The 25,445-nt window shown below is 61.2% G+C and carries 24 protein-coding genes; 22 read left to right on the top strand and 2 right to left on the bottom strand.

From position 1 onward, the window contains the following. From hemC to EDD75_RS04580, 9 genes are all read left to right on the top strand, one after another. On the top strand, window positions 1-939 hold the full coding sequence (gene hemC, locus EDD75_RS04620; protein ID WP_123928766.1) for a hydroxymethylbilane synthase: 939 nt from the start codon (window positions 1-3) through the stop codon (window positions 937-939). A gap of 37 nt (window positions 940-976) precedes the next feature. Further along, window positions 977-2,578, top strand: coding sequence for a uroporphyrinogen-III C-methyltransferase (cobA, locus tag EDD75_RS04615; protein WP_245963075.1), 1,602 nt, complete (start codon window positions 977-979; stop codon window positions 2,576-2,578). Window position 2,579: 1 nt separating this feature from the next. Continuing rightward, window positions 2,580-3,557 carry a porphobilinogen synthase gene (hemB, locus tag EDD75_RS04610; RefSeq protein ID WP_123928763.1) on the top strand — a complete coding sequence of 326 codons (978 nt, stop codon included), beginning with the start codon at window positions 2,580-2,582 and terminating at the stop codon, window positions 3,555-3,557. A gap of 15 nt (window positions 3,558-3,572) precedes the next feature. Beyond that, complete coding sequence (gene nirJ2, locus EDD75_RS04605) at window positions 3,573-4,565, top strand: putative heme d1 biosynthesis radical SAM protein NirJ2 (RefSeq protein WP_123928760.1); 993 nt, start codon at window positions 3,573-3,575, stop codon at window positions 4,563-4,565. Beyond that, window positions 4,566-5,045: a siroheme decarboxylase subunit alpha gene (gene ahbA / locus EDD75_RS04600; RefSeq protein WP_245963074.1), complete on the top strand. Its 480-nt coding sequence runs from the start codon at window positions 4,566-4,568 to the stop codon at window positions 5,043-5,045. Then, complete coding sequence (gene ahbB / locus EDD75_RS04595) at window positions 5,042-5,515, top strand: siroheme decarboxylase subunit beta (protein ID WP_123928757.1); 474 nt, start codon at window positions 5,042-5,044, stop codon at window positions 5,513-5,515. Before ahbA ends, ahbB begins: the two co-directional genes overlap by 4 nt. 4 nt (window positions 5,516-5,519) lie before the next feature. Next, a complete protein-coding gene (gene hemL / locus EDD75_RS04590; protein WP_123928754.1) occupies window positions 5,520-6,806 on the top strand; it encodes a glutamate-1-semialdehyde 2,1-aminomutase in 1,287 nt (428 codons plus the stop codon). Window positions 6,807-6,843: 37 nt separating this feature from the next. Further along, window positions 6,844-7,197, top strand: a complete 354-nt coding sequence (locus EDD75_RS04585) for an NADH-ubiquinone oxidoreductase-F iron-sulfur binding region domain-containing protein (RefSeq protein WP_123928751.1) — start codon at window positions 6,844-6,846, stop codon at window positions 7,195-7,197. 350 nt (window positions 7,198-7,547) lie between these two features. Next, the gene (locus EDD75_RS04580) at window positions 7,548-8,837 is read left to right on the top strand and encodes a glycosyl hydrolase family 18 protein (RefSeq protein ID WP_123928748.1); all 1,290 of its coding nucleotides are present in this window, start codon (window positions 7,548-7,550) and stop codon (window positions 8,835-8,837) included. A 48-nt stretch (window positions 8,838-8,885) separates the two neighbouring features. Here the strand turns inward: EDD75_RS04580 and EDD75_RS11185 are convergent, their stop codons facing one another. Then, window positions 8,886-9,029 (bottom strand): hypothetical protein, encoded by a 144-nt coding sequence (locus EDD75_RS11185; protein ID WP_170157714.1) that lies wholly within the window; start codon window positions 9,027-9,029, stop codon window positions 8,886-8,888. Window positions 9,030-9,163: 134 nt separating this feature from the next. Between EDD75_RS11185 and EDD75_RS04575 the strand changes: the two genes are divergently transcribed. Then, on the top strand, window positions 9,164-10,351 hold the full coding sequence (locus tag EDD75_RS04575) for a D-alanyl-D-alanine carboxypeptidase family protein (protein ID WP_170157713.1): 1,188 nt from the start codon (window positions 9,164-9,166) through the stop codon (window positions 10,349-10,351). Here EDD75_RS04575 and EDD75_RS04570 read toward each other — a convergent pair. Next, window positions 10,341-11,243, bottom strand: coding sequence for a Na/Pi cotransporter family protein (locus EDD75_RS04570; RefSeq protein WP_281277489.1), 903 nt, complete (start codon window positions 11,241-11,243; stop codon window positions 10,341-10,343). The two genes, EDD75_RS04575 and EDD75_RS04570, sit on opposite strands and share 11 nt — an antisense overlap. A gap of 262 nt (window positions 11,244-11,505) precedes the next feature. On the opposite strand from EDD75_RS04570, the gene EDD75_RS04565 reads away from it, so the two are divergent. The 12 genes from EDD75_RS04565 to EDD75_RS04510 all read left to right on the top strand — a co-directional run bounded on the left by EDD75_RS04565 (window position 11,506) and on the right by EDD75_RS04510 (window position 25,399). Continuing rightward, entirely contained in the window at window positions 11,506-11,955 is a 450-nt protein-coding gene (locus EDD75_RS04565) for a DUF4912 domain-containing protein (RefSeq protein WP_123928737.1), read from the top strand. A 158-nt stretch (window positions 11,956-12,113) separates the two neighbouring features. Beyond that, window positions 12,114-14,906 carry a 1,4-alpha-glucan branching protein domain-containing protein gene (locus EDD75_RS04560; RefSeq protein ID WP_123928734.1) on the top strand — a complete coding sequence of 931 codons (2,793 nt, stop codon included), beginning with the start codon at window positions 12,114-12,116 and terminating at the stop codon, window positions 14,904-14,906. Window positions 14,907-14,950: 44 nt separating this feature from the next. Beyond that, on the top strand, window positions 14,951-16,996 hold the full coding sequence (locus EDD75_RS04555; RefSeq protein WP_123928732.1) for a glycoside hydrolase family 15 protein: 2,046 nt from the start codon (window positions 14,951-14,953) through the stop codon (window positions 16,994-16,996). 66 nt (window positions 16,997-17,062) lie between these two features. After that, window positions 17,063-18,133 (top strand): uroporphyrinogen decarboxylase/cobalamine-independent methonine synthase family protein, encoded by a 1,071-nt coding sequence (locus EDD75_RS04550; RefSeq protein WP_123928729.1) that lies wholly within the window; start codon window positions 17,063-17,065, stop codon window positions 18,131-18,133. Beyond that, a complete protein-coding gene (locus EDD75_RS04545) occupies window positions 18,134-18,952 on the top strand; it encodes a histidinol-phosphatase HisJ family protein (protein WP_123928726.1) in 819 nt (272 codons plus the stop codon). A 171-nt stretch (window positions 18,953-19,123) separates the two neighbouring features. After that, window positions 19,124-19,486, top strand: coding sequence for a hydrogenase maturation nickel metallochaperone HypA/HybF (locus tag EDD75_RS04540; protein ID WP_123928723.1), 363 nt, complete (start codon window positions 19,124-19,126; stop codon window positions 19,484-19,486). Continuing rightward, window positions 19,476-20,159, top strand: a complete 684-nt coding sequence (hypB, locus tag EDD75_RS04535; protein ID WP_245963073.1) for a hydrogenase nickel incorporation protein HypB — start codon at window positions 19,476-19,478, stop codon at window positions 20,157-20,159. The genes EDD75_RS04540 and hypB overlap by 11 nt, the downstream gene beginning before the upstream one ends. Continuing rightward, entirely contained in the window at window positions 20,090-22,408 is a 2,319-nt protein-coding gene (hypF, locus tag EDD75_RS04530; RefSeq protein WP_123928720.1) for a carbamoyltransferase HypF, read from the top strand. Before hypB ends, hypF begins: the two co-directional genes overlap by 70 nt. Then, window positions 22,399-22,671: a HypC/HybG/HupF family hydrogenase formation chaperone gene (locus EDD75_RS04525; RefSeq protein WP_123928717.1), complete on the top strand. Its 273-nt coding sequence runs from the start codon at window positions 22,399-22,401 to the stop codon at window positions 22,669-22,671. The genes hypF and EDD75_RS04525 overlap by 10 nt, the downstream gene beginning before the upstream one ends. Beyond that, entirely contained in the window at window positions 22,616-23,746 is a 1,131-nt protein-coding gene (gene hypD, locus EDD75_RS04520; RefSeq protein WP_123928713.1) for a hydrogenase formation protein HypD, read from the top strand. Before EDD75_RS04525 ends, hypD begins: the two co-directional genes overlap by 56 nt. After that, window positions 23,739-24,749 (top strand): hydrogenase expression/formation protein HypE, encoded by a 1,011-nt coding sequence (gene hypE, locus EDD75_RS04515; protein WP_123928710.1) that lies wholly within the window; start codon window positions 23,739-23,741, stop codon window positions 24,747-24,749. Before hypD ends, hypE begins: the two co-directional genes overlap by 8 nt. Before the next feature lie 29 nt (window positions 24,750-24,778). Beyond that, window positions 24,779-25,399, top strand: a complete 621-nt coding sequence (locus tag EDD75_RS04510) for a DUF445 domain-containing protein (protein WP_123928707.1) — start codon at window positions 24,779-24,781, stop codon at window positions 25,397-25,399. The last annotated feature ends 46 nt before the right edge of the window (window positions 25,400-25,445 follow it).

Here is a 25,445-nt window from a genome sequence, read left to right as displayed (position 1 = left end):
TTGGCACGCACGGTCAGGGTGGGAACGCGAGGGAGTACGCTGGCGCTCGCGCAGACCAGGATTGTGATCCGGGAACTCGCGAAGCGGTGGCCAGATTACCGGTTTGAGGTAGTGAAGATTAAGACAACCGGGGACAAGATTTTAGACGTGGCCCTTGCGAAAATCGGCGACAAGGGCCTTTTTACAAAGGAGCTGGAGGTTGCCCTTTTAAAAAGGGAAATTGACCTGGCGGTGCACAGCATGAAGGATGTGCCTACGGTGCTTCCTGAGGGCTTGGTCATCGGGGCGGTTTTACCGCGGGAGTACCCGGGTGACGTTTTGGTTTCGCGTACTGGGAAGACCTTAGGCGAGCTACCGCCCGGGGCGCGGGTGGGCACCTCAAGTCTGCGGCGCCAGGCGCAGCTGCGTTATTACCGCCCCGACCTGGCGCTCATTCCCGTGCGCGGCAACCTCACCACCCGTCTAAACAAGCTGAAAGCCGGCGACTTCGATGCGCTGGTGCTGGCGTGGGCGGGCCTGGCGCGGCTGGGGCTGGAAGGTTCCGCAACCGAAAGGTTACCGTATACCATTTGTCTCCCTGCGGTCTCGCAGGGCGCGATAGGGGTTGAGATCCGGGCCGATGATCCGGAAATAGCGCGGCTTGTTGGTGCGGTTGACGATGCGCCCAGCCGGGCGGAGGTAGTCGCGGAGCGGGCCTTTATGCGCCGGCTCGAAGGTGGGTGCCAGGTGCCGATAGGCGCCGTGGCTTCCGTGACCGGCACGGTGCTGACCATTGAGGGCATGGTTGCGGACCTGGAAGGGAGCCGCCTCTACCGGGACCGGATGAGTGGCCAGGTGGCGCACGCTGCGGAAACGGGGGTGCGGTTGGCCGAGAAGCTGCTATCCTCCGGGGCCGGTGCGGTTCTGAGCGCGATAAGGGAGGGCGCGCCCGGCTCTTGAGCACGGGCCGCCGGGAAGGCCGGGCGGCGCATAGGGTTTGGATGCGCGAGTAAAGCAGGCGAAAGGTGACAGGATGATGCAGGGCAAGGTTTACTTGATAGGGGCGGGGCCCGGCGATCCGGGCCTCATTACCGTGAAAGGAATGAAGTGCTTATCTGCCGCGGCGGTTGTTGTTTACGACCGGTTGGTAAATCCGCGCCTCCTCGGTTATATCCGGTCTGACGCGGAGGTTATCTATGCCGGGAAGTCGCCCGAACGCCACGCGTTGAAGCAGGAGGAGATCAACGCCTTGCTGATTGAGAAAGCGCGGGCGGGGAAGATTGTGGCGCGGCTTAAGGGTGGCGATCCCTTTGTCTTCGGACGGGGGGGCGAAGAGGCGGAGGCCCTGCGGGAGGCGGGGATAGACTTCGAGGTGGTTCCGGGTGTGACGGCGGCGGTGGCGGTTCCGGCCTACGCGGGGATACCGGTTACTCACCGGGACTTTACCTCGAGTTTTACGGTAATCACGGGGAACGAAGATCCGGCCAAACCCGATTCAGCGCTGGACTGGGACAGATTGGCGCACGGCGGCACCCTTGTTTTTTTAATGGGCATGGCGAACCTGTCCCAGATCGCGGTGCGTCTTAAGGATGCCGGGTTGCCAGGGACAACGCCGGTGGCGGTGATCCAATGGGGGACAACGGCGAAACAGCGGACGGTGACCGGTAGCCTTGACGATATCTGTGCGAAGGTGGCGGCAGCGGGGGTGACCAACCCGGCGGTAGTGGTGGTCGGCAGGGTGGTGGCGCTCCGGGAAAAGCTTGCCTGGTTCGAGCGCGGCCCGCTCTTTGGGCGCCGGATTGTGGTGACCAGGGCGCGCGAGCAGGCGAGCGTGCTCGCGGAGGCGATTGCGGCCCTCGGCGGCGAGGCCTTTGAGTTTCCGACAATCAGGATCGAGCCGCCTGCAGACTGGAGCGCGCTCGACGCAGCCATCGGTAACGCGCAGACCTACGATTGGCTTGTCTTTACCTCGGTGAACGGGGTGCGCTTTTTCTTCCGGCGCCTGCGCGAGCTTAACCGCGATATCCGGTCTTTCTACCGGGCGGCGGTGGCGGCGATCGGTCCCGGCACGCGCGCTGCCTTAGAGGAGCGCGGGCTGGTGGTTGCTTATATGCCGGAAGAATTTAGGGCCGACGCGATAGCGGCGGGCTTGAAAGAGCGGGCGGCAGCGGGCGCACGGGTGCTCCTGCCGCGGGCGGACATCGCGCCCGATTCCCTGCCCCGCGCGCTGGCGAAAAGCGGCTTCGTCGTAGATAATGTCGTGGCCTACCGGACGGTTCCGGAACACCGGAACGCCGGTATGCTGCGCGAGATGTTGCGGGCGGGCGCGGTTGATGCGGTTACCTTCACGAGTTCTTCCACGGTAAAAAATTTAGTGGCGGCGCTCGGCCCCGGTGCGGCAGAGCTTCTGGACGGGGTGGCGGTAGCTTCAATTGGTCCGGTGACGAGCGCGACGGCGCGGGAGCTCGGCCTAAAAGTGACCGTCGAGGCGAAGCAGTATACCATTCCGGGCCTGGTAGAGGCGCTGGCCGGCTATTTCGGTGGGACCGGGAGAGAAGGGCAGCCGGCCGCTGATTTTCAGGGAAGGGGGTTGGGTTAAGGTGGGTTTTCCGGTGACGCGGCCCCGCCGGCTGCGGGTGAGTGAGGCGATGCGGCGGTTGGTCCGCGAGACGGAGCTTAACGCGGGCGATTTAATCTATCCCGTCTTCGTTACCGAGGGAACAGGGGTGGTCGTCCCGGTAGAGGCGATGCCCGGGGTGAACCGGTTCTCCGTAGACACCCTTCTTAGCGAAGTTGAAAGAGTAGTTGCGGTAGGGGTTCCCGGAATAATCATCTTCGGTGTCCCGGCGGAAAAAGACGAGGCAGGTTCCGGTGCCTGGGCGGCGGACGGGGTCGTGCAGCGGGCCGTGCGGGCGGTGAAGGAGCGTTTCCCGGATTTGCTCGTGATGACCGACGTCTGTCTCTGTGCTTACACGAGTCACGGTCACTGCGGCGTTGTGCAGCAGGGGCGGATAGCGAACGACGCGACGCTTGAGATTCTGGCGCGGACGGCCGTTTCCCACGCCCGCGCCGGGGCCGATATCGTGGCGCCTTCCGATATGATGGACGGCCGGGTGAAGGCGATCCGCGCGGCACTTGATGCGGCCGGTTACCATGAGGTAGCCATCATGGCTTACAGCGCGAAGTACGCCTCCGCTTTTTACGGCCCCTTCCGCGAAGCGGCGGATTCGCGGCCCCAGTTCGGGGACCGGCGGAGCTACCAGATGGACCCGGCGAACGGGGCGGAAGCGCTCTTAGAGGTGGCGCTTGACTTAGAGGAAGGAGCCGACATTGTGATGGTCAAGCCGGCGCTCGCTTATCTAGACGTGATTTACCGGGTAAAAAAGAGGTTCCAGCGGCCCGTGGCGGCTTACAACGTAAGCGGGGAATACGCGATGGTGAAGGCGGCAGCGGCGCACGGCTGGGTGGACGAGCAGGCCGTGGTGCTCGAGATGCTGACGGCGATGAAGCGCGCCGGGGCCGATATGATCCTAACCTATTTTGCCAAGGATGTCGCCACGTGGCTTAAGGAAAAATAAGGGGGAAGCAAGGGCGTGATCGTTTCCTGGAACGCAACCAACGCGTGCAACCTGAAGTGTGCCCACTGTTACCGGGATGCCGGCGCCAAAAAGGCGGACGAGCTCTCGACGGATGAGGGACGGGCGCTCATCGACGAAATTGCCCGTGCCGGCTTCAAGATCATGATCTTTTCTGGCGGGGAGCCCGTCATGCGGGACGACCTCTATGAACTGGTAGCTTACGCGCGGGACCGGGGCCTCCGGCCGGTGTTAGGGACCAACGGGACGCTCATCACTCATGAGGTAGCCCGGAAGTTGAAGGAAGCCGGGATGACGGCCGTGGGCATCAGCCTCGACAGCATGGACAAAAAGGCGCATGACGACCTGCGGGGCGTAGCTGGCTCCTGGGACGCGGCGGTAGACGGGATGAGGGCCTGCCGGGAAGTGGGGCTGCCTTTCCAGGTTCACACTACCGTTATGGAGTTTAACTACGACGAGGTAGAAAAAATCACCGATTTTGCGGTGGCGGTCGGCGCGCGGGGGCACCACGTTTTTTTCCTGGTGCCTACCGGGCGGGCGGTGGATATCGCTGATGCTTCTATCAAGGCGGACCAGTACGAGCGGCTGCTACGCCGCTTGCTAACAAAGCAGCGCGAAGTGACGATTGAGATCAAGCCGACCTGTGCGCCCCAGTTTTTGCGGATCGCAAAGCAGATGGGGGTTCCGACGCGTTTCTCTCGGGGTTGTTTGGCCGGGCTTTCTTACTGTCTCATCAACCCGGTAGGGGTTGTTCAGGCCTGTGCTTACCTCGATATTCCGGCAGGAAATGTGCGGGAAAAACCCTTTTCCGCCATCTGGCGGGAGGCCGAGGTCTTCCAGCGCCTGAGAACCCAGGAGTACAGCGGCAAGTGCGGGCAGTGTGATTACCGGGAGGTATGCGGCGGCTGCCGCGCGCGGGCGCTTTTTTACTACGGCGACTACATGGCAGAGGAGCCCTGGTGCCTCTACGGAGCCGGGAGGAGGGGTTAGGTGGCAGCCGAGGAAAAAGGTCTGAGCGAGGCCGAGCGCCGTTTGCTGAGCGCGATGCAGGACGGTTTTCTTCCCGTGCCGGAACCCTTTAAGGAGTTAGCGGACCGGCTGGGCCTGACGGAGGAAGAGGTGCTGGGGGAACTCAGACGGCTTAAAGCGGCGGGTGTGATCAGGCGGCTGGGGGCGATTATCGATTCGCGCAAGATTGGCTATACGGGGACGCTCTGCGCGATGAAGGTTCCTCCGGAGCGCATTCCTGAAGTAGCGCAAGTGATAAATTCTTTCCCGGAAATTACCCACAACTACGTGCGGGAGCACACCTATAACGTCTGGTTTACCATCCTGGCGCCGTCGGCCCAGGAAATCGACCGGATCATCGGGGAAATCAAGGAGAAAACCGGGATTCAGGATTTCTTAAACCTCCCAGCGCGACGCATCTTTAAGATCCGGGTAAACTTTGACCTGGAGGGAGAACGGTGACAGAGCTCGAACAACGGTTGATAACGGAGCTCGGCAATAACTTCCCGATCGCGTCCCGGCCCTTCGCCGTGATCGGTGAGCGGGTAGGGCTGACGGAGGAGGAAGTGCTCGCGCGCGTCAAGGAGTTTATCGCGCGGGGCATCATCAGGCGCCTGAGCGTAGCTCTGCGCCACCAGAACGTTGGTTTTACGGCCAACGGGATGGTCGTCTGGCGGGTGGCGCCGGAGCGGCTGGAGGAAGTCGGGAAGAAGCTCGCCTCTTTCCCGGAGGTGACCCACTGCTACGAACGGGAAACCGCGCCTGACTGGCCGTACAACCTCTACACGATGATCCACCGGCCCCACCGGGAGGAGTGCCTGGCGATTGCCGCGCGGCTGAGCGAGGCGGTGGGCATTAAAGACTACCTGGTTCTTTTTAGTACGCAGGAACTAAAACGCTCGAATCCGCAGTATTTCACGGAAAGAGGGTAGGAGGATGCAGTTCGCGCGTTCGGAAAGTCTCTTTACCACGGCGCAACGCTACCTGCCCGGGGGAGTGAATAGCCCGGTGCGGGCTTTCCGGGCGGTGGGGTGCCGGCCCATTTTTATCGCCCGGGGTAGCGGTGCCCGCATCTTCGACGTAGACGGGAACAGTTTTATCGACTACGTCTGCTCCTGGGGGCCGTTGATTTTAGGTCACGCCCACCCGGCGGTCGTTGAGGCCGTGAAGACTACGGCGGAGCGCGGGACAAGCTACGGGGCGCCCACCGAGCTCGAGGTGGAACTCGGCAAGCGGATCGTGGACGCCCTGCCGGCGGTCGAGATGGTTCGCCTGGTCAACTCAGGTACCGAAGCGACCATGAGCGCGGTCCGCTTGGCGCGGGCTTACACCAGGCGCTCTAAGATCGTGAAGTTTGAAGGCTGCTACCACGGCCACGCCGATGCCTTTTTAATCAAGGCCGGCTCCGGAGCGCTCACCCTGGGCGTTCCCACGAGCCCCGGTGTTCCGGAAACGGTGGCGGGCGACACGCTCATTGCCCCGTATAACGATCTGGCCGCGGTGGAAGAGATTTTTCAGCGCGAAGGGGAACAGGTAGCGGCGGTCATCTTGGAACCGGTAGCCGGCAATATGGGGGTTGTGCCCCCGGAACCGGGATTCCTGGAAGGGTTGCGGCGCCTCTGCACCGCCTACGGGGCGCTCCTGATCTTCGACGAGGTGATTACCGGTTTTCGGGTAGGTTACGGCGGCGCCCAGGAGCGCTACGGTGTCCTCCCCGACCTCACCTGTCTCGGCAAGATCATCGGCGGCGGCCTTCCGGTGGGCGCCTACGGAGGGAAACGGGCGATTATGGAGTTGGTGGCGCCAGCAGGGCCGGTTTACCAGGCCGGCACACTCTCCGGCAACCCGCTCGCCGTGGCGGCAGGCATTGCCACGCTCGATCTTCTCCGGGAGCCCGGGACCTACGAACGGCTCGAGGCGATGGGCGCGCGCCTTGCGGCGGGCCTGGAAGCGGCGGCGCGGGAGGCGGGTGTTCCGGTGACGGTGAACCGGGTCGGCTCGCTGCTCACCGTCTTCTTCACGCCGGGGCCGGTGAAGGATTACGCCAGCGCGACCACGGCGGATACGGCAAGATTTGCGGCCTTTTTCCGGGAGATGCTTGCCGGGGGAGTTTACCTCCCGCCGTCTCAGTTTGAGGCGCTCTTCGTATCCCTGGCGCATTCTGCCGCCGATATCGAAGAAACGGTGGCTGTAGCCGCGCAGGCCTTCAGACGGGTGGCGTGAGGGCACGAAGCCCAAAACGTAAAGGAGGCGTTGCGGAATGTGTTCGGGTGGGGCGATTCCCCGTTGTATCGTGGATCTTTCCGAGCATTACCTCGGCCTTGTCTTGCAGGAGGCTTGCAGTGATTGTCCGGTTTGCACCCGGGAACTGAAAGCAATGCAGCAGTTGCTCCGCCGTATCGGGCGGGGCGAGGGCGGGCGCGCGGCGCTCACGGAGCTCAAGCTTCTGTCGTCCCAGGCGCGGGAAACGGCCGCGTGCGGTGTCGGCAGGATTGGCGCCAGTATCGTGGAAAGCGCGCTGCTCAATTACGAAGATGAACTGGCGGCCCACGTGGTTGAGCGGTACTGCCCGGCGGGCGTTTGCGATATCCGCTACGTGGTCGAGGTGGGCTGACGCGGGCCCAAAGCCGGCGGGGCGGCGGATATCAGGGCGGGATTCGGTTCAGAAGATTAGGGCACCGAAACCATGAGCGCATGGAGTGGCGCGGGGACCGGAAACGGTCCCCTTCTTCGTTGCGCTTGAACCGGTGGCAGCTCAACCGTGCTTGGGCCAGGACCTTTGTTCTTTCCCAAAGCATTCTGCTTATCGTCATTCATTTTTTTTGCGCATTTGGTATTATTTCTTCCATTTTTCTACAAAATCCAGAATATATCTTGCTTACCATAAACTAATGGCTGGTTTTGTTTCCTCTCTCCTGCTATTATAGGGACAAGCAGTAATTTTTGTCACGCAGGAGGGAGAAAATGAAACTTACAGCAAGTAAAGTCCTCTTAGTCGGCCTAATTTTTCTCCTCGTTGGCATTGCGCCCTCAACTCGCGCCGAAGCAGCGGAATTTTACCGCACGTTGACGCTCGGAACCCGCGGTTCCGACGTCTACGCCCTCCAGGTTCGCCTGGCACAATTGGGTTATCTTACCACCCAGCCCAACGGCTACTATGGCCTGGTCACCTACCGGGCGGTAACCCGCTTTGAGCGGGCGGCCGGTCTCTGCCCGGACGGCGTGGTGACCGAAAAGGAATGGGCCCTCCTCTTCCCTGCGGTTTCTCAGCCTGTTTCCCGTCAGTTGCCCACCGGAGGCGGCGGCAAGGTGGTTTTCGGTTACTACCCGGTTGACTATCCAGGTGACAGGGCGGCCTACACCTCCCTGGAGAGGTTTGGGGGTGGTCCGAACGGCGTAGGGTTCTTTTGTCTTAGCCTTGATGATCAAGGGAATCTCCGCGGTAGTTTGCCGGCGGACGGAGTGGCGCTGGCGAAGCGGCTAGGGGTTAAGGGGTTGGTGGTGGTGCATAACTACCGTAACGGCTCCTTTGACCAGCAGCTCGTTCACAATATCCTGAGCAACCGGGTAAGCGGCGACCGGCTCATCGCCAATCTACTCCAGTTAGTTAAAGATAACGGTTTGGCAGGAGTAAATATCGATTTTGAAAACATCGCGCCCGCCGACCGTAGTCTCTTCAATGATTTCCTCGCCCGGCTCGCTGGGGTGTTCAAATCCGCAGGATTTCTGGTAACGGCGGCCGTTCCCGCCAAAACCGCCGACGATCCTACAGATGTGTGGGGCGGCGCCTTTGACTACGCGGCAATCGGGCGCATTTGCGATTACGTCATGCTCATGACCTACGATGAACACTGGTTTGGTGGTTCACCGGGGCCAATCGCCTCGCTTCCCTGGGTGGTTTCCGTTCTGGATTTTGCGGTGAAGTCCATCCCCCGAGAGAAAATTCTCCTCGGCATCCCCGCTTACGGTTACGACTGGTCTGCCACCGGCACGAGGGTTGTTCCTTGGAATCAGGTTAACGAGCTGATTAACCGGAACGGGTGGTCCCAGGTCGCCTGGGACAACCTGGCCTGTGTGCCCTACCTCCGTTATACGGATAAAGGAGTAGCGCACGAAGTCTGGTTTGAGAACTCCTACAGCCTCAGGATAAAACTTAACCTGGTTCATAACTACGGGCTGGCCGGGGTGGCCATCTGGCGCCTCGGTTTCGAGGATGCCAGCTTCTGGGAGACGCTGCGCGTGGCGGGATTTTAGCCACCGGCGCCGCCAACTACCTAACGATGATCGGGGCATCTGGGAGAGTTAGCGGGCGTCGTCTTTACGCGTAACCGCGAGCAGGTAAATTTTGCGGCCGGATTTATCCGCCGCAAAATTTTTCTCCAGTTCACTGATAGCAGCGATCTGTTCCGGGGTGAGCTCTGCCGGCGTAAACCCGTTCAGCTGCACTTTACCGCCGCTCCTTTCGGAAAAGCTTCCCGCGGGCGCCTTTTTTCTGTTATATTATTTGCGAAAAAGGAACAAGCTATGATGCCTGCGGGAAACAGATTAAGCCCGCTCTGCCGGCAGAGGAGGAAGGGATTTTGCGGGTTGCGCTCTGCTTACTCCCGTTGCTCTTTGCGCTTACTCTGGGCGCCGCCAGGGCTTGTGCCGAGCCGCAGATTGTGGCTCCGGCAGCCGTGGTGCTCGACCTCAAGACGGGGCAGGTCCTTTACGCCAAGGAGGCAACCAGGCGGATGTACCCGGCAAGCACGACCAAAATCCTGACGGCGCTGGTGGTGCTCCAGAACGCTAAACTTGACGACCGGATTCGCGCCTCTGAGGGGGCGGTATGCACCGAGGGTTCCGCGATCTGGCTCCGCAAGGGTGAGGAATTGGCGGTCCGGGACGCGCTTTACGCCCTCTTGCTTAACTCGGCAAATGACGTGGCTACGGCCCTCGCCGAGAAAGTTGGTGGCTCGGTCGCGAATTTTGTACGGCTGATGAACCGGACGGCTAAGGCCTGCGGGGCGACCGATTCGCACTTCAACAACCCCCACGGTCTCCCCGACGAGAACCATTACACCACTGCCCTCGATCTGGCGCGGATAACGCGGGTCGCTATGGGAAACAAGGTTTTCCGGGAGATCGTAGCCACCAAGACGAAAACGATTCGGCGGGACAACCCGGAGGATTTGAGCCTCCTGATAAACCACAACAAGCTCCTCTGGCGGTACGAAGGGGCTACGGGGGTTAAAACGGGCTACACCACTCAGGCCGGGCAATGCCTGGTGGCGTCGGCCCGGCGCGACGGACGGGAGCTGATCGCGGTGGTCTTAGGTTCGGTCGGGGCAAACGTCTGGCAGGACGCGGCGGCGTTGCTCGACTACGGTTTTTCCGCCTACCGGCTGGTGGAGCTCGTCAGGGAAGGGCAGGTTATCGGGTCGGTCCCCGTGGCCGGCGGGGTGGGACCGGTTACGTTGAAGGTAGCGCGGTCGCTCTGGTACAACCTTCCGGCTGATAAGCCTGCCCTGACCTTGCCCAACTGGCGGCTCTCGCTGGCTCCGGTAGAGGCGCCCGTGGCCCAGGGGCAGACGCTCGGCGAGGTGGTTTTTACCGGCCCTTCCGGGGAACTCGGGCGGGTGGCGGTGGTAGCTGCGCAGGCGGTAGTCCGGCAGCCGCGGTGGCCAGGGGTAGCAAAGGGTCTCTCTGCCGGGGGTGGCCTTTTCCTTATGCTTGCGGCGCTTTGGGCGGTGCGCAAACGGCGGCGGCAGCGCCTTTTCAGGAGGTAGGGCGCCGGTCGGGGACGAGGCGTTCGAGCAGGCGGGCGAAGGGCGTGCAAAAGGGTAGCGCCGCCAGGCTGCTCACGATATTGTAGATGGTGTGGATGTTGGCAACCTGGCGGGCCGGGTCACTTGCCGTGAGACCACCGATAAGGCTTAAAGTGTTAATGAGGGGCAGAAAGACGGCTGCCCCTATTGTATTCAAGAGGAAATGGGCTGCGGCCACCCGCCTTCCGGCTGCCGAACTGGTGAGGGAAACGATGAGCGCGGTAAAGCAAGTGCCAATGTTGTTTCCGAGGACGAGCGCCACGGCGGTTTCCCGGGAGATCGCCCCCTGGGCGTAGAGGGCCATCACGAGGCCGGTAGCGGCGCTGGAGGAGTGGAGGAGGGCGGTAAAAAGGGTGGCTACCGCGATCGCGAGAAGGTGGTTTTCGCCGGCAGCGGCGAGCCCGGCGGCAAACCAAGGGGTTGATTTGAGCGGGGCCAGGCCGCGGTTTAGCAGGTCGAGGCCGGCGAAAACCATGCCGGTTCCGGTGAGGGCCTGCCCGAGAAAGCGGGCCGGGGAGCGGCGGGCGAGCAGGGGGATGCCGCTTAAGCCTAGAAGCAGGGCGAGACGCCCCGGATGCAGCGCTATGAACTGGACGGTAAGGGTGGTGCCGATGTTTGCGCCGAGGATAACGGCGATTGCCTCGCTCAGAGCGATCAGCCGGGCGTGCGTCAGCCCGATGGTGATGATCGATACGGCGGTGCTGCTTTGGGTGAGGGCACTCGTGCCCACACCAGCGAGAAAGGCGCGCAGGCGGCTGGCCGCTACGGCGCGCAGAGCTCTTGTGAGGCGCCGGCTCGATAAAGATAACAGGCCCGCCTGGAGAAACCGTAGCCCGGTAAGCAGCAGCCCCAGACCGGCTATCGCTGTTGCTGTCGGCAGGAAAAAGTTATGCGTCGCTAACCCCCCGACATAGATATACGGGGGAAATTTTTTGGTATAACCAAGAGGAAAACCGGAAATAGAGCATTAAAGTTTTGTAAAAATTTCTCGAAAAAAGAATAAGGATTCTATACCGGAAAATATATTTTGTGTTATAATTTTCTTGTCAAGTGCTCTTTTGGTAGGGCTTTTGTTTCCGGCAGCTTGACAACTAAATACCGAGGGGAGGGGGAGAATGGGTTATCTTGAGGTTTCTGATTTGCCGGCAGGATACGGGGAGAACGTGCTGATGCTTCTGGTCCAGAGTAGCACCGTCCTTTTTGCCTACTGGGAAATATCAAGTGCGGCTCAGGAGTTCCTCAGGGGGAAGAACCTTATCCTGCGGCTGGCTTCGGTGGCCAACGGTTTTGCGGTGCCGCGCATGGTTGTTTCTCCTTCCTTCTATACGGGTGACTGGTACTTTCGCGGGGTGAATCCGGGTGAGCGCTACCGGGCGGAGCTTGGCTGGTTCGAAAATGGCGAGTTTTATCCCCTCCTTTGCTCGGAAGTGGTAGATGTTCCTCCCGATAAGACGTGGCGGTGGGTTCCGGTGCGCCAGGGAAGGGGACAAGGGGCAGAAGGAGTTTCTTTCGTGGAGGCGGTAAGAGCGATTGGCGTGAGTTCCGGCAGCCTCTCGAGGCACTGAGGAATTCTTGTTTAACATAGATGGCAGTTGAAATTGGGCGCTTGAGCCCATTTCTTTTATACTGATCTTTTGGTGCCTTGTGGCTTTTATTTTTTTCCGAGAAATGTTATGCTGACAGGGAGGATTTACTTAACGCGAGCGCGGTTGGGAGGATCAGTGTGCCCCAGGGATATCTTGCCATCGTCCTGCACGCCCACCTGCCTTTCGTACGCCATCCCGAGAAGGAGCGTTTTCTGGAAGAAAGCTGGTTTTACCAGGCGCTGACCGAGTCCTACCTGCCGCTTGTCGACGTCTTTGAGCGGCTGGTCGCGGAGGGTGTCCGGTTCCGCATCACCGTATCCCTCTCGCCGACGCTCATCAGCATGTTGACGGACGAGCTTTTGACCCGGCGCTACGTTGCTTACTTAGAGCGGCTGTTACGCCTGGCGGCGGCGGAGAAAAAAAGGACGGCGGGAAGCGCTTTTTACCCGTTGGCGGCGATGTACGAAGAGCGGTTGGGCCGCAATTACGACCTTTTCGTCCACCGCTACCGGAACAATCTGGTGGGGGCTTTTGCTAATCTTCAGGAAAAGGGTGCCGTTGAGGTCATCACCACCTGCGCGACGCACGGTTACCTTCCCTTAATCAGGGGGAAAGAGGCGCGGCGGGCCCAGATTTTGGTGGGGCTCGACCTCTACCGGCGTCACTTCGGCTCCTACCCGCGCGGCTTTTGGTTACCGGAATGCGGTTATCCGCCCGGGGTGGACGAGATTTTAGCCGCCTGCGGCATTCAGTACTTCTTTGTGGAGAGCCACGGAATCTTGACGGCGGTGCCGTCGCCGCCGTACGGGGTCTACGCGCCGGTTTACACGCCGGCCGGGGTGGCGGCCTTCGGACGCGACCCGGATACTTCCCGGCAGGTATGGGACCGGCAGATCGGCTATCCTGGCGACTACTGGTACCGGGAGTACTACAAGGATATCGGTTATGAATTGCCCTGGGATTACCTCGAGCCCTTCCTCCCTTCCGGGGAGGTCCGGACCGATACCGGTTTCAAATACTACCGGATTACCGGGAGCGAAATAAAGCAGCCTTATGAACCAGCCGTCGCGATAGAGAGGGCTGCGGCGCACGCCGACCATTTTCTCTACCACCGCCAGCGACAGGTGGCTTACTGGAGCGAATGCCTGGGAATCAGGCCCATTATCGTTTCGCCCTACGATGCCGAGCTCTTCGGCCACTGGTGGTACGAGGGGCCGCAGTGGCTGGAGTTTTTGATTCGCAAGGCTTACTACGACCAGGACGCGGTGCTGTTAGTTACGCCTTCCGACTACCTGAAGGCCCACCCGCGCCAGGCGACCGTCACGATGAGCCTTTCGAGCTGGGGGGCCGGTGGCTACAGCGAAGTCTGGCTGGATCCGGTGAACGACTGGATTTACCGCCATACTCACCACGCGGAAGCCCGGATGGTTGAGCTCTGCGACCTTTACCCGGAGGCTGCAGGCCTTACCCGGCGGGCTCTCAACCAGGCGGCGCGGGAGCTTTTGTTAGCGGAGTCGAGCGACTGGGCCTTTATCTTGAAGGTCGGCTCCACGGTGGGGTACGCCACGCGGCGGTTGAAGGAACATATCCTCCGTTTTAACAGTTTAACGGACCAGATCCTTGACGAAAAGATCGATGCCGCGGCACTCGCCGCGATTGAAGCGAAGGACGCCATCTTTCCGGAGATCGACTACCGGATTTACAGCCGTTTCTGGCTGGAGAGAAGTTCCGGGCAGCCGGTTCCCCGGCGGGTTCTGCTTCTTTCGTGGGAGTACCCGCCTTACATCGTGGGGGGGCTCGGGCGCCACGTCGATGATCTTTCGCGGGCGCTGGCCCAGCTCGGCAGTGAGGTTACGGTGGTTACGGCGTTGCGGCCCGGCAGCGTGCCGGTGGAGGAGGCCGGCGGTGTCCGGGTGTACCGGGTACCGGTGGACGGGGACGGCGCAGATTTCCTCGACTGGGTGGCGCGGCTCAATAGGGGGATGGTGGCGGCGGTTGAACGTCTCCACAAAGAAGGGCGGCATTTCGATGTCGTGCACGGACACGACTGGCTGGTTGGTGCCGCTGGCGAGGAATTAGCGGGCCGCCTAGGCCTGCCTTTTGTAGCTACGATTCACGCTACAGAACACGGCCGCCACGGCGGCATCCATAACGAGCTGCAGCGGCGGATCCACATGGCGGAGAAACGACTGGCGGAGAGGGCGACCCACCTCATCTGCTGCAGCGAATACATGGCCCGCGAGGTTGCACACCTTTTCGAGGTGCCCGGCGAGAAGATTACGGTTATTCCGAACGGCGTGGCCCCGGAGATTTTAGGGGTGCAGGGCTGGCGGGGGCTTACCGCGCCGGCCGCCGCGCCGGTAATCCTTTTTTTAGGGCGGCTGGTACCGGAGAAGGGGGTCCAGGACCTGATCAGGGCCCTGCCCCTGATTGCGGCGCGGGTTCCGGGGGTGCGGGCCGTAATCTGCGGCCAGGGCCCGTACGAGGGGGAGCTTAAGCACCTCGCGGCGGAACTTAAAGTGAGCGAACGGGTAACATTCGCCGGGTTTGTGGACGGGGCGACCAGAAACGGCCTTTTCGCGCAGGCGGCGGTGGCGGTCTTCCCGAGCCACTACGAGCCTTTTGGCATTGTGGCGCTCGAGGCGATGGCCGCCCAGGTTCCGGTAGTCGTGGGCGATACCGGGGGCTTAAGCGAGGTAGTGGAACACGGGGTTGACGGCTTTAAGGTCCCTCCCGGACGCCCGGATTTGTTAGCCCGCTACACAAGCGAGTTAGTGCTTAACCGCGCGCTGGCCGAGGAACTCTGCCGGCGGGCGTGGCGCAAGGTGCGCTCGACGTATAACTGGCGCCATATCGCGCTGGTTACCCAGGAGGTTTACGCGCGGGCTCAGAGCAGGCTCGCGAGGATCCCGGAGAAGATAGTTTTGTAAGTTTCGCCGGACGCTATCATTGAGCGTGATGCGGGGGAGTGAGTATGCCGCGGCCCTTGGTAATTGGTAACGGAAAGATAATGGTGACCTTCGATGAGAACCTTGAGATGCGGGATTTCTTTTATCCTTTTGTGGGCCAGTGGAACCACCTCCAGGGGAACCGGAACCGCCTTGGCGTTTGGGTGGACGGCAGGTTCAGCTGGACCGCCGACAGCAGTTGGGAGCGCCTACTCGGCTATCAGGAGGATTGCCTGATTACTCAGGTGGAGGCAACCCATCCGGAGCTAAAGGTAAAGCTGTTGATCAACGATGCGGTACACCGCCGGGAGAATATCTACCTCAAAAAGATTGTGGTCCAAAATATGGTGAACAAGGAGCGGGAGGTCCGGGTTTTCCTGGGGCAGGACTTTTCGGTTGACGAAACCGAGGTCGGTGATACCGTATTTTACGACGCCTTCGAGCGGGCCCTCTGCCACTACAAGCGGAACCGCTACTTCGTTATCAATGGTTACAGCAGTTTCGGGCGCTTCCAACAATTTGCCACGGGCATCAAAGGCTTCGGTCAGGCGGAGGGAACCTGGCGCGACGCTGAGGACGGCGTTTTAAGCGGAAACGCGATTGCGCAGGGCTCGGTGGACAGCGTGATCGGCTTCAACCTGATTCTGCCGCCGCTGGGTGAGGAAACTATATATTACTGGATCTGCGTCGGCCGGAACATTCAGGAGGCGCGGGCGCTTAATAAGTTTGTTTTTGAGCAGGAGCCGGCGGAGCTTTTTTTACGGACGGAGGCGATGCACCGGGCTTTCTTAGAAGCCTGTTTCACCTGCAGTAGCAACTGTGCCTTGGAGTTAAAGGATTCCTTTGGGGAGATAGTCAAAGTTTACAAGCGGAGCCTGCTTATCCTCAAAACCCACTTTGATGCGCGCGGGGCGGTGATCGCCTCCCCCGACTCCGATATCATGGCCACCAACCGGGACCACTACTGTTATCTGTGGCCCCGCGACGGGGCTATGGCGGCCTACGCGCTGATTAAAGCCGGCTACGGCAAGGTTGCCCGGCCCTTTTTCAGTTTTTGCGCCAACGCCTTGACGGATAAAGGCTATCTTCTCCACAAGTATAACCCGGACGGGACGGCGGGCTCGAGCTGGCACCCGTGGCTTCACGAGGGGGTGGTCCAGCTTCCCATTCAGGAGGATGAGACGGCGCTGGTGCTGTGGGCGCTTTGGGAGTACTACCTGCAGGAGCGCGACCTGGAATTTGTGCTGGCCCACTACCATAATTTAGTGCGTCCGGCGGCTAATTTCCTGGCCGGCTATGTGGATGAGGAACTGCAGCTGCCGCTCGAGTCTTATGATCTCTGGGAGGAGAGGCGGGGCATCTTTACCTTCACGACGGCGACGGTTTATGCCGGGCTTAAAGCGGCCGGGAATTTCGCGCAGCTTCTTGGGCAGCCGAAGTTAGCGGCGAAATATTTCGGCCGCGCGGCCCAGATTAAGGAGGGGGTGCTTAGCAACCTCTACGACCCGCAAAAGAAACGTTTTCTGCGCGGCCTGCACTTCAACCGGGCCAAAAAGGCTTTTGAGCCCGACGATACGGTGGATAGCAGCCTGGCGGGCGTCTTTCTCTTCAACCTGCTGCCGGTTCACGACCTCCGCGTGGCGGAAACGATGAGCCAGGTGGAAAAGGTGCTGTGGGTCAAAAGCGACGTGGGCGGGGTTGCCCGGTACTACGGCGACTATTACTTCCGGCGTTCAGAGGATCTGGAGCGGATTCCCGGCAATCCCTGGTTTATCTGCACCCTCTGGCTGGCGCAGTATTACATCAGAACGGCGGTGAGCATCGAGGACCTTTCCCGGGCCCGGCTTCTGCTGGAATGGTGCGTCAGGCACACCCTGCCTACAGGGGTGATGCCCGAACAGGTGCATCCGTTGACGGGAGAACCGCTATCGGTGGCGCCGCTTTCCTGGTCCCACGCCGCCTTTATCACCGCGGTAACCGAGTACGCCGCCCGGTGCCGGGAGCTTGAGGCCGCCCGGGAGGAACTGCTTTTTACCCTGCCCGAAAGGGAGCGGGAAGGAGTCAATTTTTAGACGGTCCCTGCTACTGATGGGGTTATAATAAACAAAACAGGATTGTCAAATTCAGGGGGGTATCGTTTGCGTAGGGCAATTGCGGGGCTGGCGACGGGTATTGGCAGCCTGCCTTATCTTGAGACGGAACCGGCGCTCACAATCATCAAGGAGTGTCTGCCGCAGCTGCCTCATTGGCCCCAGCTGCCGCGCCGGACGGCGGCAGAGGGTTTCGTGCAGCAGTTTTTGGGCGCGCTCAAGAAGCAGGGGGCGCTCGGAGCGGACGGTAAATCTTTTGTTGACGAGCACGAGGACTGGCCAGAGATCTTGACCAACTTTTTCTCTCTCTGCCTTGCTGCCGAAGCGGGAGACGCCGCTGCTTTGGCTGCTTTTGCGCCGGGGGAGGAGGCGGCGGCTGGCTTTTTCGCCTTTCGCCGGGAGCTCGAGGCGCAGACCTTTCCCGGGGCGGTCGCGGTAAAGGGGCAGGTTGTCGGGCCGCTGACGGTTGGCTTCCAGTTGACCGCCGCGGGCGGGCGTCCGGCGTACTACGAGCCGCAGCTCCGCGAGTTGATCGTGAAAAACCTTGCGCTGGCAGCCCGGTGGCAGGCGGTCACGCTGAAAGAGGGCGAACGGCCGGTGCTCCTTTTCATCGATGAACCGGCGGTGAGCGTTTACGGGCAGTCAACCTACATCACCGTTACGCGGGAACAGGTGTTGGCGGATATGGGGGCTATCGTCGCCGAAATCAAGGGTGTGGGGGCCGGGGCTGGCGTCCACTCGTGTGCCGCGGTTGACTGGAGTATCCTGATGGCCCTCGACATTGACGTCCTGAGTTTTGACGCTTACGCCTATTTTGATTCATTGCTTCCTTACCGGCGGGAGCTAACGGAGTTTTTGGCGCGCGGGGGACTGCTTGCCTGGGGTATCGTTCCGACCAGTGAGGCCGCCTGGCAGGAGGAGGCAGGAAGCCTCGTCCGCCGGCTCCATTCTTACTGGCGGGAACTGGCTGCCCGTGGCGTGCCGCAGGGGTTGCTCGAAAGGCAGTACCTCATCACGCCGAGTTGCGGGACGGGAATTTTACCGGTACCTTTGGCGGAACGGATTTACGCGCTCACGGCCGCGGTAGCCCGGGAGCTGTGGGCAGCGGGAGGCGAGTAGTTGGCGGGGAGGAAGCTTGTCGACTACCATATTCACACGCGGCGCTGCGGCCACGCTACAGGTGACCCCGCTGCATTTGTGGCGGCGGCGCGCGCCAGGGGTTTGCGGGAAATCGGTTTTGCCGACCACATCCCCCAGTATTTTTTGCCGGTGGCAGAGCGGGATCCGGGGCTGGCGATGGCGGCCGAGGAGCTTGATGCGTACGTAGCCGAGGTTCTGGCGCTTGGCCGGGAGAACCGGGACCTGCGCGTGCGGCTCGGTATCGAGGCGGACTACGTGCCCGGCAAAGAGGAGGCGTTAGCGGCGATCCTCCAAAGCTATCCTTTCGATTACGTGCTGGGCTCAATTCATTATTTAGACGGCTGGGGTTTTGACAACCCCGCCGCGATTGCCGGTTACGCCGGAAAGGATATCGACCTTCTTTACCGGGATTATTGCCGGTTGCTGCAGCGGATGGTAGCTACCGGTCTTTTCGATGTGGTGGCGCACCCAGATCTGCTGAAAAAGTTCGGCTACCGGCCGCGCGGCGACATTGCGGCGCTTTATGAGGAGACGGTGCGGGCGATTGCGGCTGCCGGGGTGGTGGTAGAGGTTAATACCGCGGGGCTGAGGCAGCCAGTGGGGGAAATATACCCGGCTCCCTTTTTCCTATCGCTCTGCTACCGGTATGACGTCCCGGTTACGCTCGGTTCGGACGCGCACCGGCCGGAGGATGTGGGCCGGGATTTCGACCACGCGGTTGACCTCCTGCTCCGGATTGGCTACCGAGAGGTGGTAACCTTTGAAGGGCGCAGACGGAGACTTCTGCCGCTTTTATGACCAGAATATTCCACAAGGAAAACTCGAGGTTTGTGTCGAAAAATGGCGCATAAGAAATAAGGGTTCAAGAAAGCGACCTTTTTGTTTTTTCGGGAAGGCTCGCCCTGTTTGCGGCAGGGATTACCGGTCGGGGCCGGAGGAACCAGACGAAAATTATCAAGTGGGTGGCGTATGCACGAGGTCGGGCTCATCTGTTCGCTGATGGATCAGGTTACGGAAAGTGCGGCGCAGAACGGCATCACCAGGATTCTCAGCGTGAAGTTGGTGGTCGGGAAGCTCACGCTGGCACAGCCCGATTTTTTGCACTTCGCTTTTGCGAATCTGAGCCCGGGGACCATCTTTGAGGGAGCACGGCTCGAAATCGAAGAGCGGCCGCTGGTGCTCCGGTGCACCGCCTGCGGCACAGAAACCAGGCCCGAGTATCTTGACTACTTCTGCCCCGCGTGCGGGGAGCGGATGGAAATAATAAGCGGCGACGAGCTCTTCATCGAGTACTACGAAGGGGATAACGGAGAGGATGGGAGTGGCGGTTAAAGTCGTAATGGGGCAGCGCCTGCTAAAGGCGAATGCTGCCGTGGCCCAGGAGAACCGGGCGCGTTTTGCCGCGGCGGGGACGCTGGTGGTTAACTTGATCAGCTCGCCCGGAGCCGGCAAGACAACCCTTTTGGAACAGACGCTGGTCCGGCTCGGTGGACGTTTCCGCATCGGCGTGATCGAAGGCGATATTTATACCACGCGCGATGCGGAACGGATAGCCGGGAAGGGGACGGCGGTCGTCCAGGTGAACACTGCCGGCATCTGCCACCTGGACGCCTCTATGGTGGCGCGGGCGTGTGAGGAGTTAGGTGCGGCGTACGACATTCTTTTCATCGAAAACGTGGGCAATTTGGTCTGCCCGGCCGAGTTCGACCTGGGCGAAGACGTGAAAGTAGCACTCCTCAGCGTGGCGGAGGGCGGGGATAAGCCGGCCAAATACCCGCTCGTTTTCAGGAGCGCCGGCGCGGTGGTAATTACGAAGGCGGATTTGCTGCCCTTTACCGATTTTGATCTCGCCGGTGTGACCGGCGAAATCAGGGCCCTAAATCCGGAGGTTAAGGTTTTTATTCTTTCAGCCAGGACCGGCGAAGGGGTTGAGGAATGGTGCAGGTGGGTAGAAGAGATGTTTTTGCGGAAGAGGGCGGCCGGATCCGGTACCGGATCAGAATAAAAGGGATTGTGCAGGGGGTAGGTTTCCGGCCTTTTGTTTACAACACGGCTACGGCTTTAGGGCTTTGCGGCTTTGTCCTCAACGATGCCCGCGGGGTGCTCGTCGAGGCGGAGGGGGAGCCCGGGAAGGTACAGGAGCTTCTAAAAAGAATCACCCAGCAGCCGCCGCGGTTGGCCCGGATCGTGCACGTGGAACACGAAGAACTGGTGCCTGTGGGTTACCCGCGCTTCGAGATCGCTTTCAGTGCTGAAGGGGCAGAGAAAGAGGCGTTAGTACCCCCCGACGTAGCGCTCTGCCCTGATTGCGCCCGGGAGAGCTTTGACCCGCGGGACCGACATTACCTCTATCCTTTTACCAACTGCACCAACTGCGGGCCACGTTTTACCATTGTTACTGCGGTGCCTTACGACCGGGACAAGACTTCGATGGCGGGCTTCGCGATGTGTCCCGATTGCGCCCGGGAGTACCATGACCCTACCAACAGGCGCTTTCACGCCCAGCCCGTAGCGTGTCCCGCCTGCGGGCCACAGGTAGAGCTCCGTGATGCGGAGGGGAACCCGGTGCCCGGCGACTGGCGCGAAAACTGCTGGCGCGCCCTGGCGGAAGGGAAGATTGTGGCGCTTAAAAGCCTCGGTGGTTTTCACCTCTGCTGCGACGCCTTTAACCGGCAGGCGTTGCGGGCGCTGCGGCAGCGGAAAGGCCGCAGCCATAAGCCCTTCGCCGTGATGTGCCGGGACATTGCCACGGCACGGCGTTACTGTTTCGTGAGCGAAGCGGAGGAGGAACTGCTCCGGTCGCTGCAGGCGCCGATTGTCATCCTGCGGCGCCGTCCGGACGCCCCGCTTCCGGAGGAGCTGGCGCCAGGGCTAAAGACGCTCGGGGTGATGCTCCCTTATACGCCGCTGCACTTACTGCTTTTTGACGGACCTTTTGCGCTTCTCGTAATGACCAGCGGCAACTACAGTGAGCTGCCCCTTTGCAAGGACAACGAGCGGGTTTACCAGGAACTCGGGGGGATAGCCGACTGTTTCCTCCTCCACAACCGCCCAATCGTGAACCGCTGCGACGATTCGCTTGCCGCCGTTGTGGGGGGCGAAGTGCAGCTTTACCGGCGGTCCCGGGGCTACGTCCCGCGGCCGGTCCGGGTGCCTACAGGAGAGGGCCCGGTGGTTCTGGGGATCGGCGGGGAGATGAAGAATACCTTCTGCCTGTTGAAAAAGGGAGAGGCTTTCTTGAGCCAACACATCGGCGAGCTCGACAGCCTGGAGGGGGAAGAGAATCTTTTCGCGAGCCTGGTCAATTTTCAGCGCCTACTGGGTGTGGAGCCGGAGGTAGTCGGCTACGACCTCCACCCCGGCTACCGCTCTTCCCGTATTGCGGAGAGTATTCCGGCGCGCGTACGCGTGGGCGTTCAGCACCACCACGCCCACCTGGCGGCATGCCTTGCGGAAAACGAGGTAACGGCGCCAGCCATCGGGATTATCCTCGATGGGACCGGTTACGGGGAGGACGGGAACCTCTGGGGCTTCGAGATTTTAAGCGGTGATTACGCTGCTTTTAAGCGCCATTTCCACCTGGCTTACGCGCCCCTGCCGGGCGGGGAGCAGGGAATCCGGCAGCCCTGGCGGATGGCTGTTTCTTACCTGCTGACTTTCTTAGGGGATGAGGGGACCGGGGCGGCGGCGGCGCTTTTCGGGGGAAAGGGAAGGGAGCTTGAGGTTGTCGAATACCTCGTAAGAAAACGCTTCAATTCGCCGCTGGCCTGCGGCTGCGGGCGCCTCTTCGATGCCGTGGCGGCGCTCCTCGGCATCTGCTGGGAGGCGACCTACGAGGGGCAGGCGGCGGTGGAATTAGGGGAGACGGTGCTGGCGCCAGAAGAAGGGGGGGCGATTTCCCCTTATCCTTTCGCCTTCGAAGGGGAGGTGATTTCGCCCGCCGGGATTTTGACCGGGGTGCTTGCGGATCTCCGGCAGGGCGCGGCCCGCGAGCTTATCGCTACCCGTTTTCACAATACCGTCCTGGCCATGGTCCTGGAGGCCGCTAGGAAGGTCCGGGAAGCAACGGGTCTCACACACGTGGCTTTGAGCGGCGGTACCTGGCAGAACCGTTACCTCTTTGAACGCGGTAAGGAGCTCTTGACCCGGGAAGGTTTTACGGTTTTCTGCCACCGGCAGGTGCCTCCGAACGACGGGGGATTGAGCCTCGGGCAGGCCGTAATCGCTTACAGGAGGGCTACAGAATGTGCTTAGGAATTCCCGGTAAAATCGTGGCTGTATCGCCGGAAGAGCATATGGCGGAGATCGAAACCTTCGGTATCCGCCAGCGGATCAGCACACTTCTTGTCGGCGAGGTTGCCGTGGGCGAGTACGTGATGGTGCATACTGGCTACGCGATCGAGAAAGTGGACGTGGCCGAGGCGCTGGAACGGATCAGGTTATGGGAGGAATTGTTGGCGCATGAGGGAGTTTTTGACGAAGTTCCGCGATCCGGAGATCGCCCGGGCACTGATTAAGGACGTGCGGCACCTGGCGACACGGGTTGCCGACCGGCTTGGGCGGCGGGTGGTTTTGATGGAGGTCTGCGGCACCCACACGGTGGCCATCTCCCGGGCGGGCTTGCGCAGCCTCTTGGGAGATCTGCTTGACCTACGTAGCGGTCCCGGGTGTCCCGTCTGCGTTACCGATTACGCCGATGTCGACCGGATGGTAGCGCTTGCCCGCCTTCCCGGCGTGACGGTGGGTACTTTCGGGGATATGGTCCGGGTGCCCGGAAGCGATTCTTCGCTGGAGCGAGAACGGGCGGCCGGGGCCGATATCCGCATCTTTTATTCCCCGGCGGACGCGGTGGCCTGGGCGGCGGCGCACCCGGAAAGGGAGCTCGTCTTCCTGGGGGTCGGCTTCGAGACCACGGCACCAGCGGTCGCCCTGAGCATCAAGGAGGCCGGGGCGCGGGGGCTGAAAAACTTCAGCGTTTACGTCAACCACAAGCTCGTGCCGCCGGCGCTCATGGCGCTTCTTGAGGACCCGGAGATCAAGGTTGACGGCTTCATCCTGCCGGGCCACGTGAGCGCCATTATTGGCCGCCGGGCCTATTCTTTCCTTGAAGCGTTCCGGTTGCCGGCTGCGATTACCGGCTTTGAAACCAACGACATTCTGGAGGGTATCAGGCAGATACTAAAGATGATGTGGGGAAAAGAGCCACGGGTGGTAAACGGCTACACCAGGGTAGTGCGGGAGGAAGGGAATAAGATCGCCCAGCGCGAGATGGCGGCGGTTTTTCGGGTTGGTGACGCCTCCTGGCGCGGCTTCGGGGTTATCCCGGGTAGCGGACTTACACTGGCGGCCCCTTTTGCGGCCTTCGACGCGGCGGCGCGCTTTACGCTGCCGCCGGTGGTGCCGCGGGTCCCTGCCGGGTGTGCCTGCGGTGAGATTCTCAAAGGAAAGCTTACGCCTAAAGAGTGCCGTCTTTTTGCCGTCGCCTGCAATCCCACTTCCCCGGTTGGTCCCTGCATGGTTTCGTCTGAAGGGGCCTGTGCCGCCTACTACCAGTTTGAGCGCCATTACGGGGAGAGAGCGAACCATGCGTAAGAACGACGTGGTGCTGTTAGCCCACGGGGACGGCGGGGCGCTAACGCACGAGCTCATCACGGGGTTATTCCTCCGCTACTTCCCGGGCCGGACGCTCCAAAGCCTGACCGACGCGGCAGCGCTTGAGCTTTCCGGGGGCCGGGTGGCGGTGAGCACCGACTCTTTTGTGGTGAGCCCCCTTTTCTTCCCGGGCGGGGATATCGGGAAGCTATCGGTTTGCGGCACGGTAAACGACCTGGCGGTGGTGGGGGCGAAGCCCCTTTACCTCACGGCTTCTTTCCTAATCGAAGAGGGGCTCCCGCTTGCAGAACTGGAGCGGGTCGTGGCCTCTATGGCGGCGGCTTGCGCCGAAGCGGGGGTAGAGATAGTGGCGGGTGACACCAAGGTTGTGGGACGGGGGAACCTCGACCGGCTCTTTATCAACACGACGGGGGTAGGGCTTATCCCCGACGGGGTTGAGTTAGGTTACGCGCGTCTTGCGCCGGGCGACCAGATTCTGGTCAACGGGCCGATCGGGGAGCACGGGATGACCATCTTGGCGCTGAGAGAAGGCTTCGGCTTTGCCGGGCAGGTGGCGAGCGACTGCGCGCCCCTCAACGGCATCATCGGGGAGCTCCTGGCCGCGGTGCCGGGCGTGAAGTTGATGCGTGACTTAACCCGCGGGGGTCTGGCCACGGCGGCCAAGGAGATTGCGCTAGCGGCCGGGTGCGACATCATCCTGAAGGAGGACGCGATTCCCGTCCGGCCCGAGGTGAAGGGAGCAGCGGAGCTTTTGGGTCTGGATCCCCTCTACCTGGCGAACGAAGGGAAATTCATGGCCGTTGTCCCTGCTGCGGACGGGGAAAAGGCGCTCGGCGTGCTGCGCCGTCACCCTCTCGGCCAAGAAGCGGCACTCATCGGTGAGGTTTGCTCCGGCCGGGGCAATGTTTACCTTAAAACAGCTTTCGGCGGCACGAAGTTTCTGGATATGCTTGCGGGAACGCCCCTGCCCCGCATCTGTTAGCCCGGCGGGAGCGTTTCCCGCAGACCAAGATGTTTTACGTTAACCTCATCCTGCTTCCAGTAGTCGGGGCCTTTATCGGCTGGATTACGAACCTGCTGGCGATAAAGCTCCTCTTCCGACCTTATAAACCCTACCGAATCTGGCGGTGGACACTACAGGGGGTTCTGCCGCGGCGCCGCTACGAGTTAGCGCGATGCGCGGGCGAGGTCATCGAGCGGGAAGTCTTGTCAGTTGACGACATCCTGCAGCGGCTCCGCGAACGGGAGGTGCCCGAACGGGCGGCTTCGCTTCTGCGGGAGGCGGTCCGGCAGGCAGTGCTTAAGAGGGTGCCGGGCTGGGTGCCGGCAGGGGTTAAAAAAACTCTGGCGGAGGCCCTTAGCGACCTCGTAGGTGACTACCTTCCCCTGCTGGTGACGGCACTGGTCGATTCTTTCGGGGAGGCGATGAAAAAAGAGGTGAGTCTCGGGCAGCTTGTCGAGGAGAAGCTCAACGCCTTTCCCCTCGAAGACTTGGAGCGGATCATTTTTACCGTCGCGCGCAAGGAGATCAAGCATATCGAGGTGATGGGTGCCGTACTCGGCGGGCTCATCGGTGGCCTCCAGGCGCTCTTTTTGTTGCTTCTGCGGTTGACAGGATCGACCGGCTTTTAGTATAAAAGGGAAGTAAACGAAAAACGAAAAGGCAATGAACGGGAAC

Origin of the sequence: Thermodesulfitimonas autotrophica (assembly GCF_003815015.1) — a bacterium.
GTDB lineage: Bacteria > Bacillota > Desulfotomaculia > Desulfotomaculales > Ammonificaceae > Thermodesulfitimonas > Thermodesulfitimonas autotrophica.
The sequence above is the reverse complement of the archived record's forward strand: the minus strand, read 5'-3'. Positions and strand labels throughout refer to the sequence as shown.

Coding starts and splice junctions, on each gene's coding strand:
- EDD75_RS04540 (WP_123928723.1), top strand. CDS start 19,124: ATGCACGAGGTCGGGCTCATCTGTTCGCTGATGGATCAGGTTACGGAA.
- hypF (WP_123928720.1), top strand. CDS start 20,090: ATGGTGCAGGTGGGTAGAAGAGATGTTTTTGCGGAAGAGGGCGGCCGG.
- hypE (WP_123928710.1), top strand. CDS start 23,739: ATGCGTAAGAACGACGTGGTGCTGTTAGCCCACGGGGACGGCGGGGCG.
- EDD75_RS04585 (WP_123928751.1), top strand. CDS start 6,844: ATGTGTTCGGGTGGGGCGATTCCCCGTTGTATCGTGGATCTTTCCGAG.
- EDD75_RS04565 (WP_123928737.1), top strand. CDS start 11,506: ATGGGTTATCTTGAGGTTTCTGATTTGCCGGCAGGATACGGGGAGAAC.
- EDD75_RS04580 (WP_123928748.1), top strand. CDS start 7,548: ATGAAACTTACAGCAAGTAAAGTCCTCTTAGTCGGCCTAATTTTTCTC.
- EDD75_RS04555 (WP_123928732.1), top strand. CDS start 14,951: ATGCCGCGGCCCTTGGTAATTGGTAACGGAAAGATAATGGTGACCTTC.
- EDD75_RS04510 (WP_123928707.1), top strand. CDS start 24,779: ATGTTTTACGTTAACCTCATCCTGCTTCCAGTAGTCGGGGCCTTTATC.
- hypD (WP_123928713.1), top strand. CDS start 22,616: ATGAGGGAGTTTTTGACGAAGTTCCGCGATCCGGAGATCGCCCGGGCA.
- EDD75_RS04525 (WP_123928717.1), top strand. CDS start 22,399: ATGTGCTTAGGAATTCCCGGTAAAATCGTGGCTGTATCGCCGGAAGAG.
- hemL (WP_123928754.1), top strand. CDS start 5,520: ATGCAGTTCGCGCGTTCGGAAAGTCTCTTTACCACGGCGCAACGCTAC.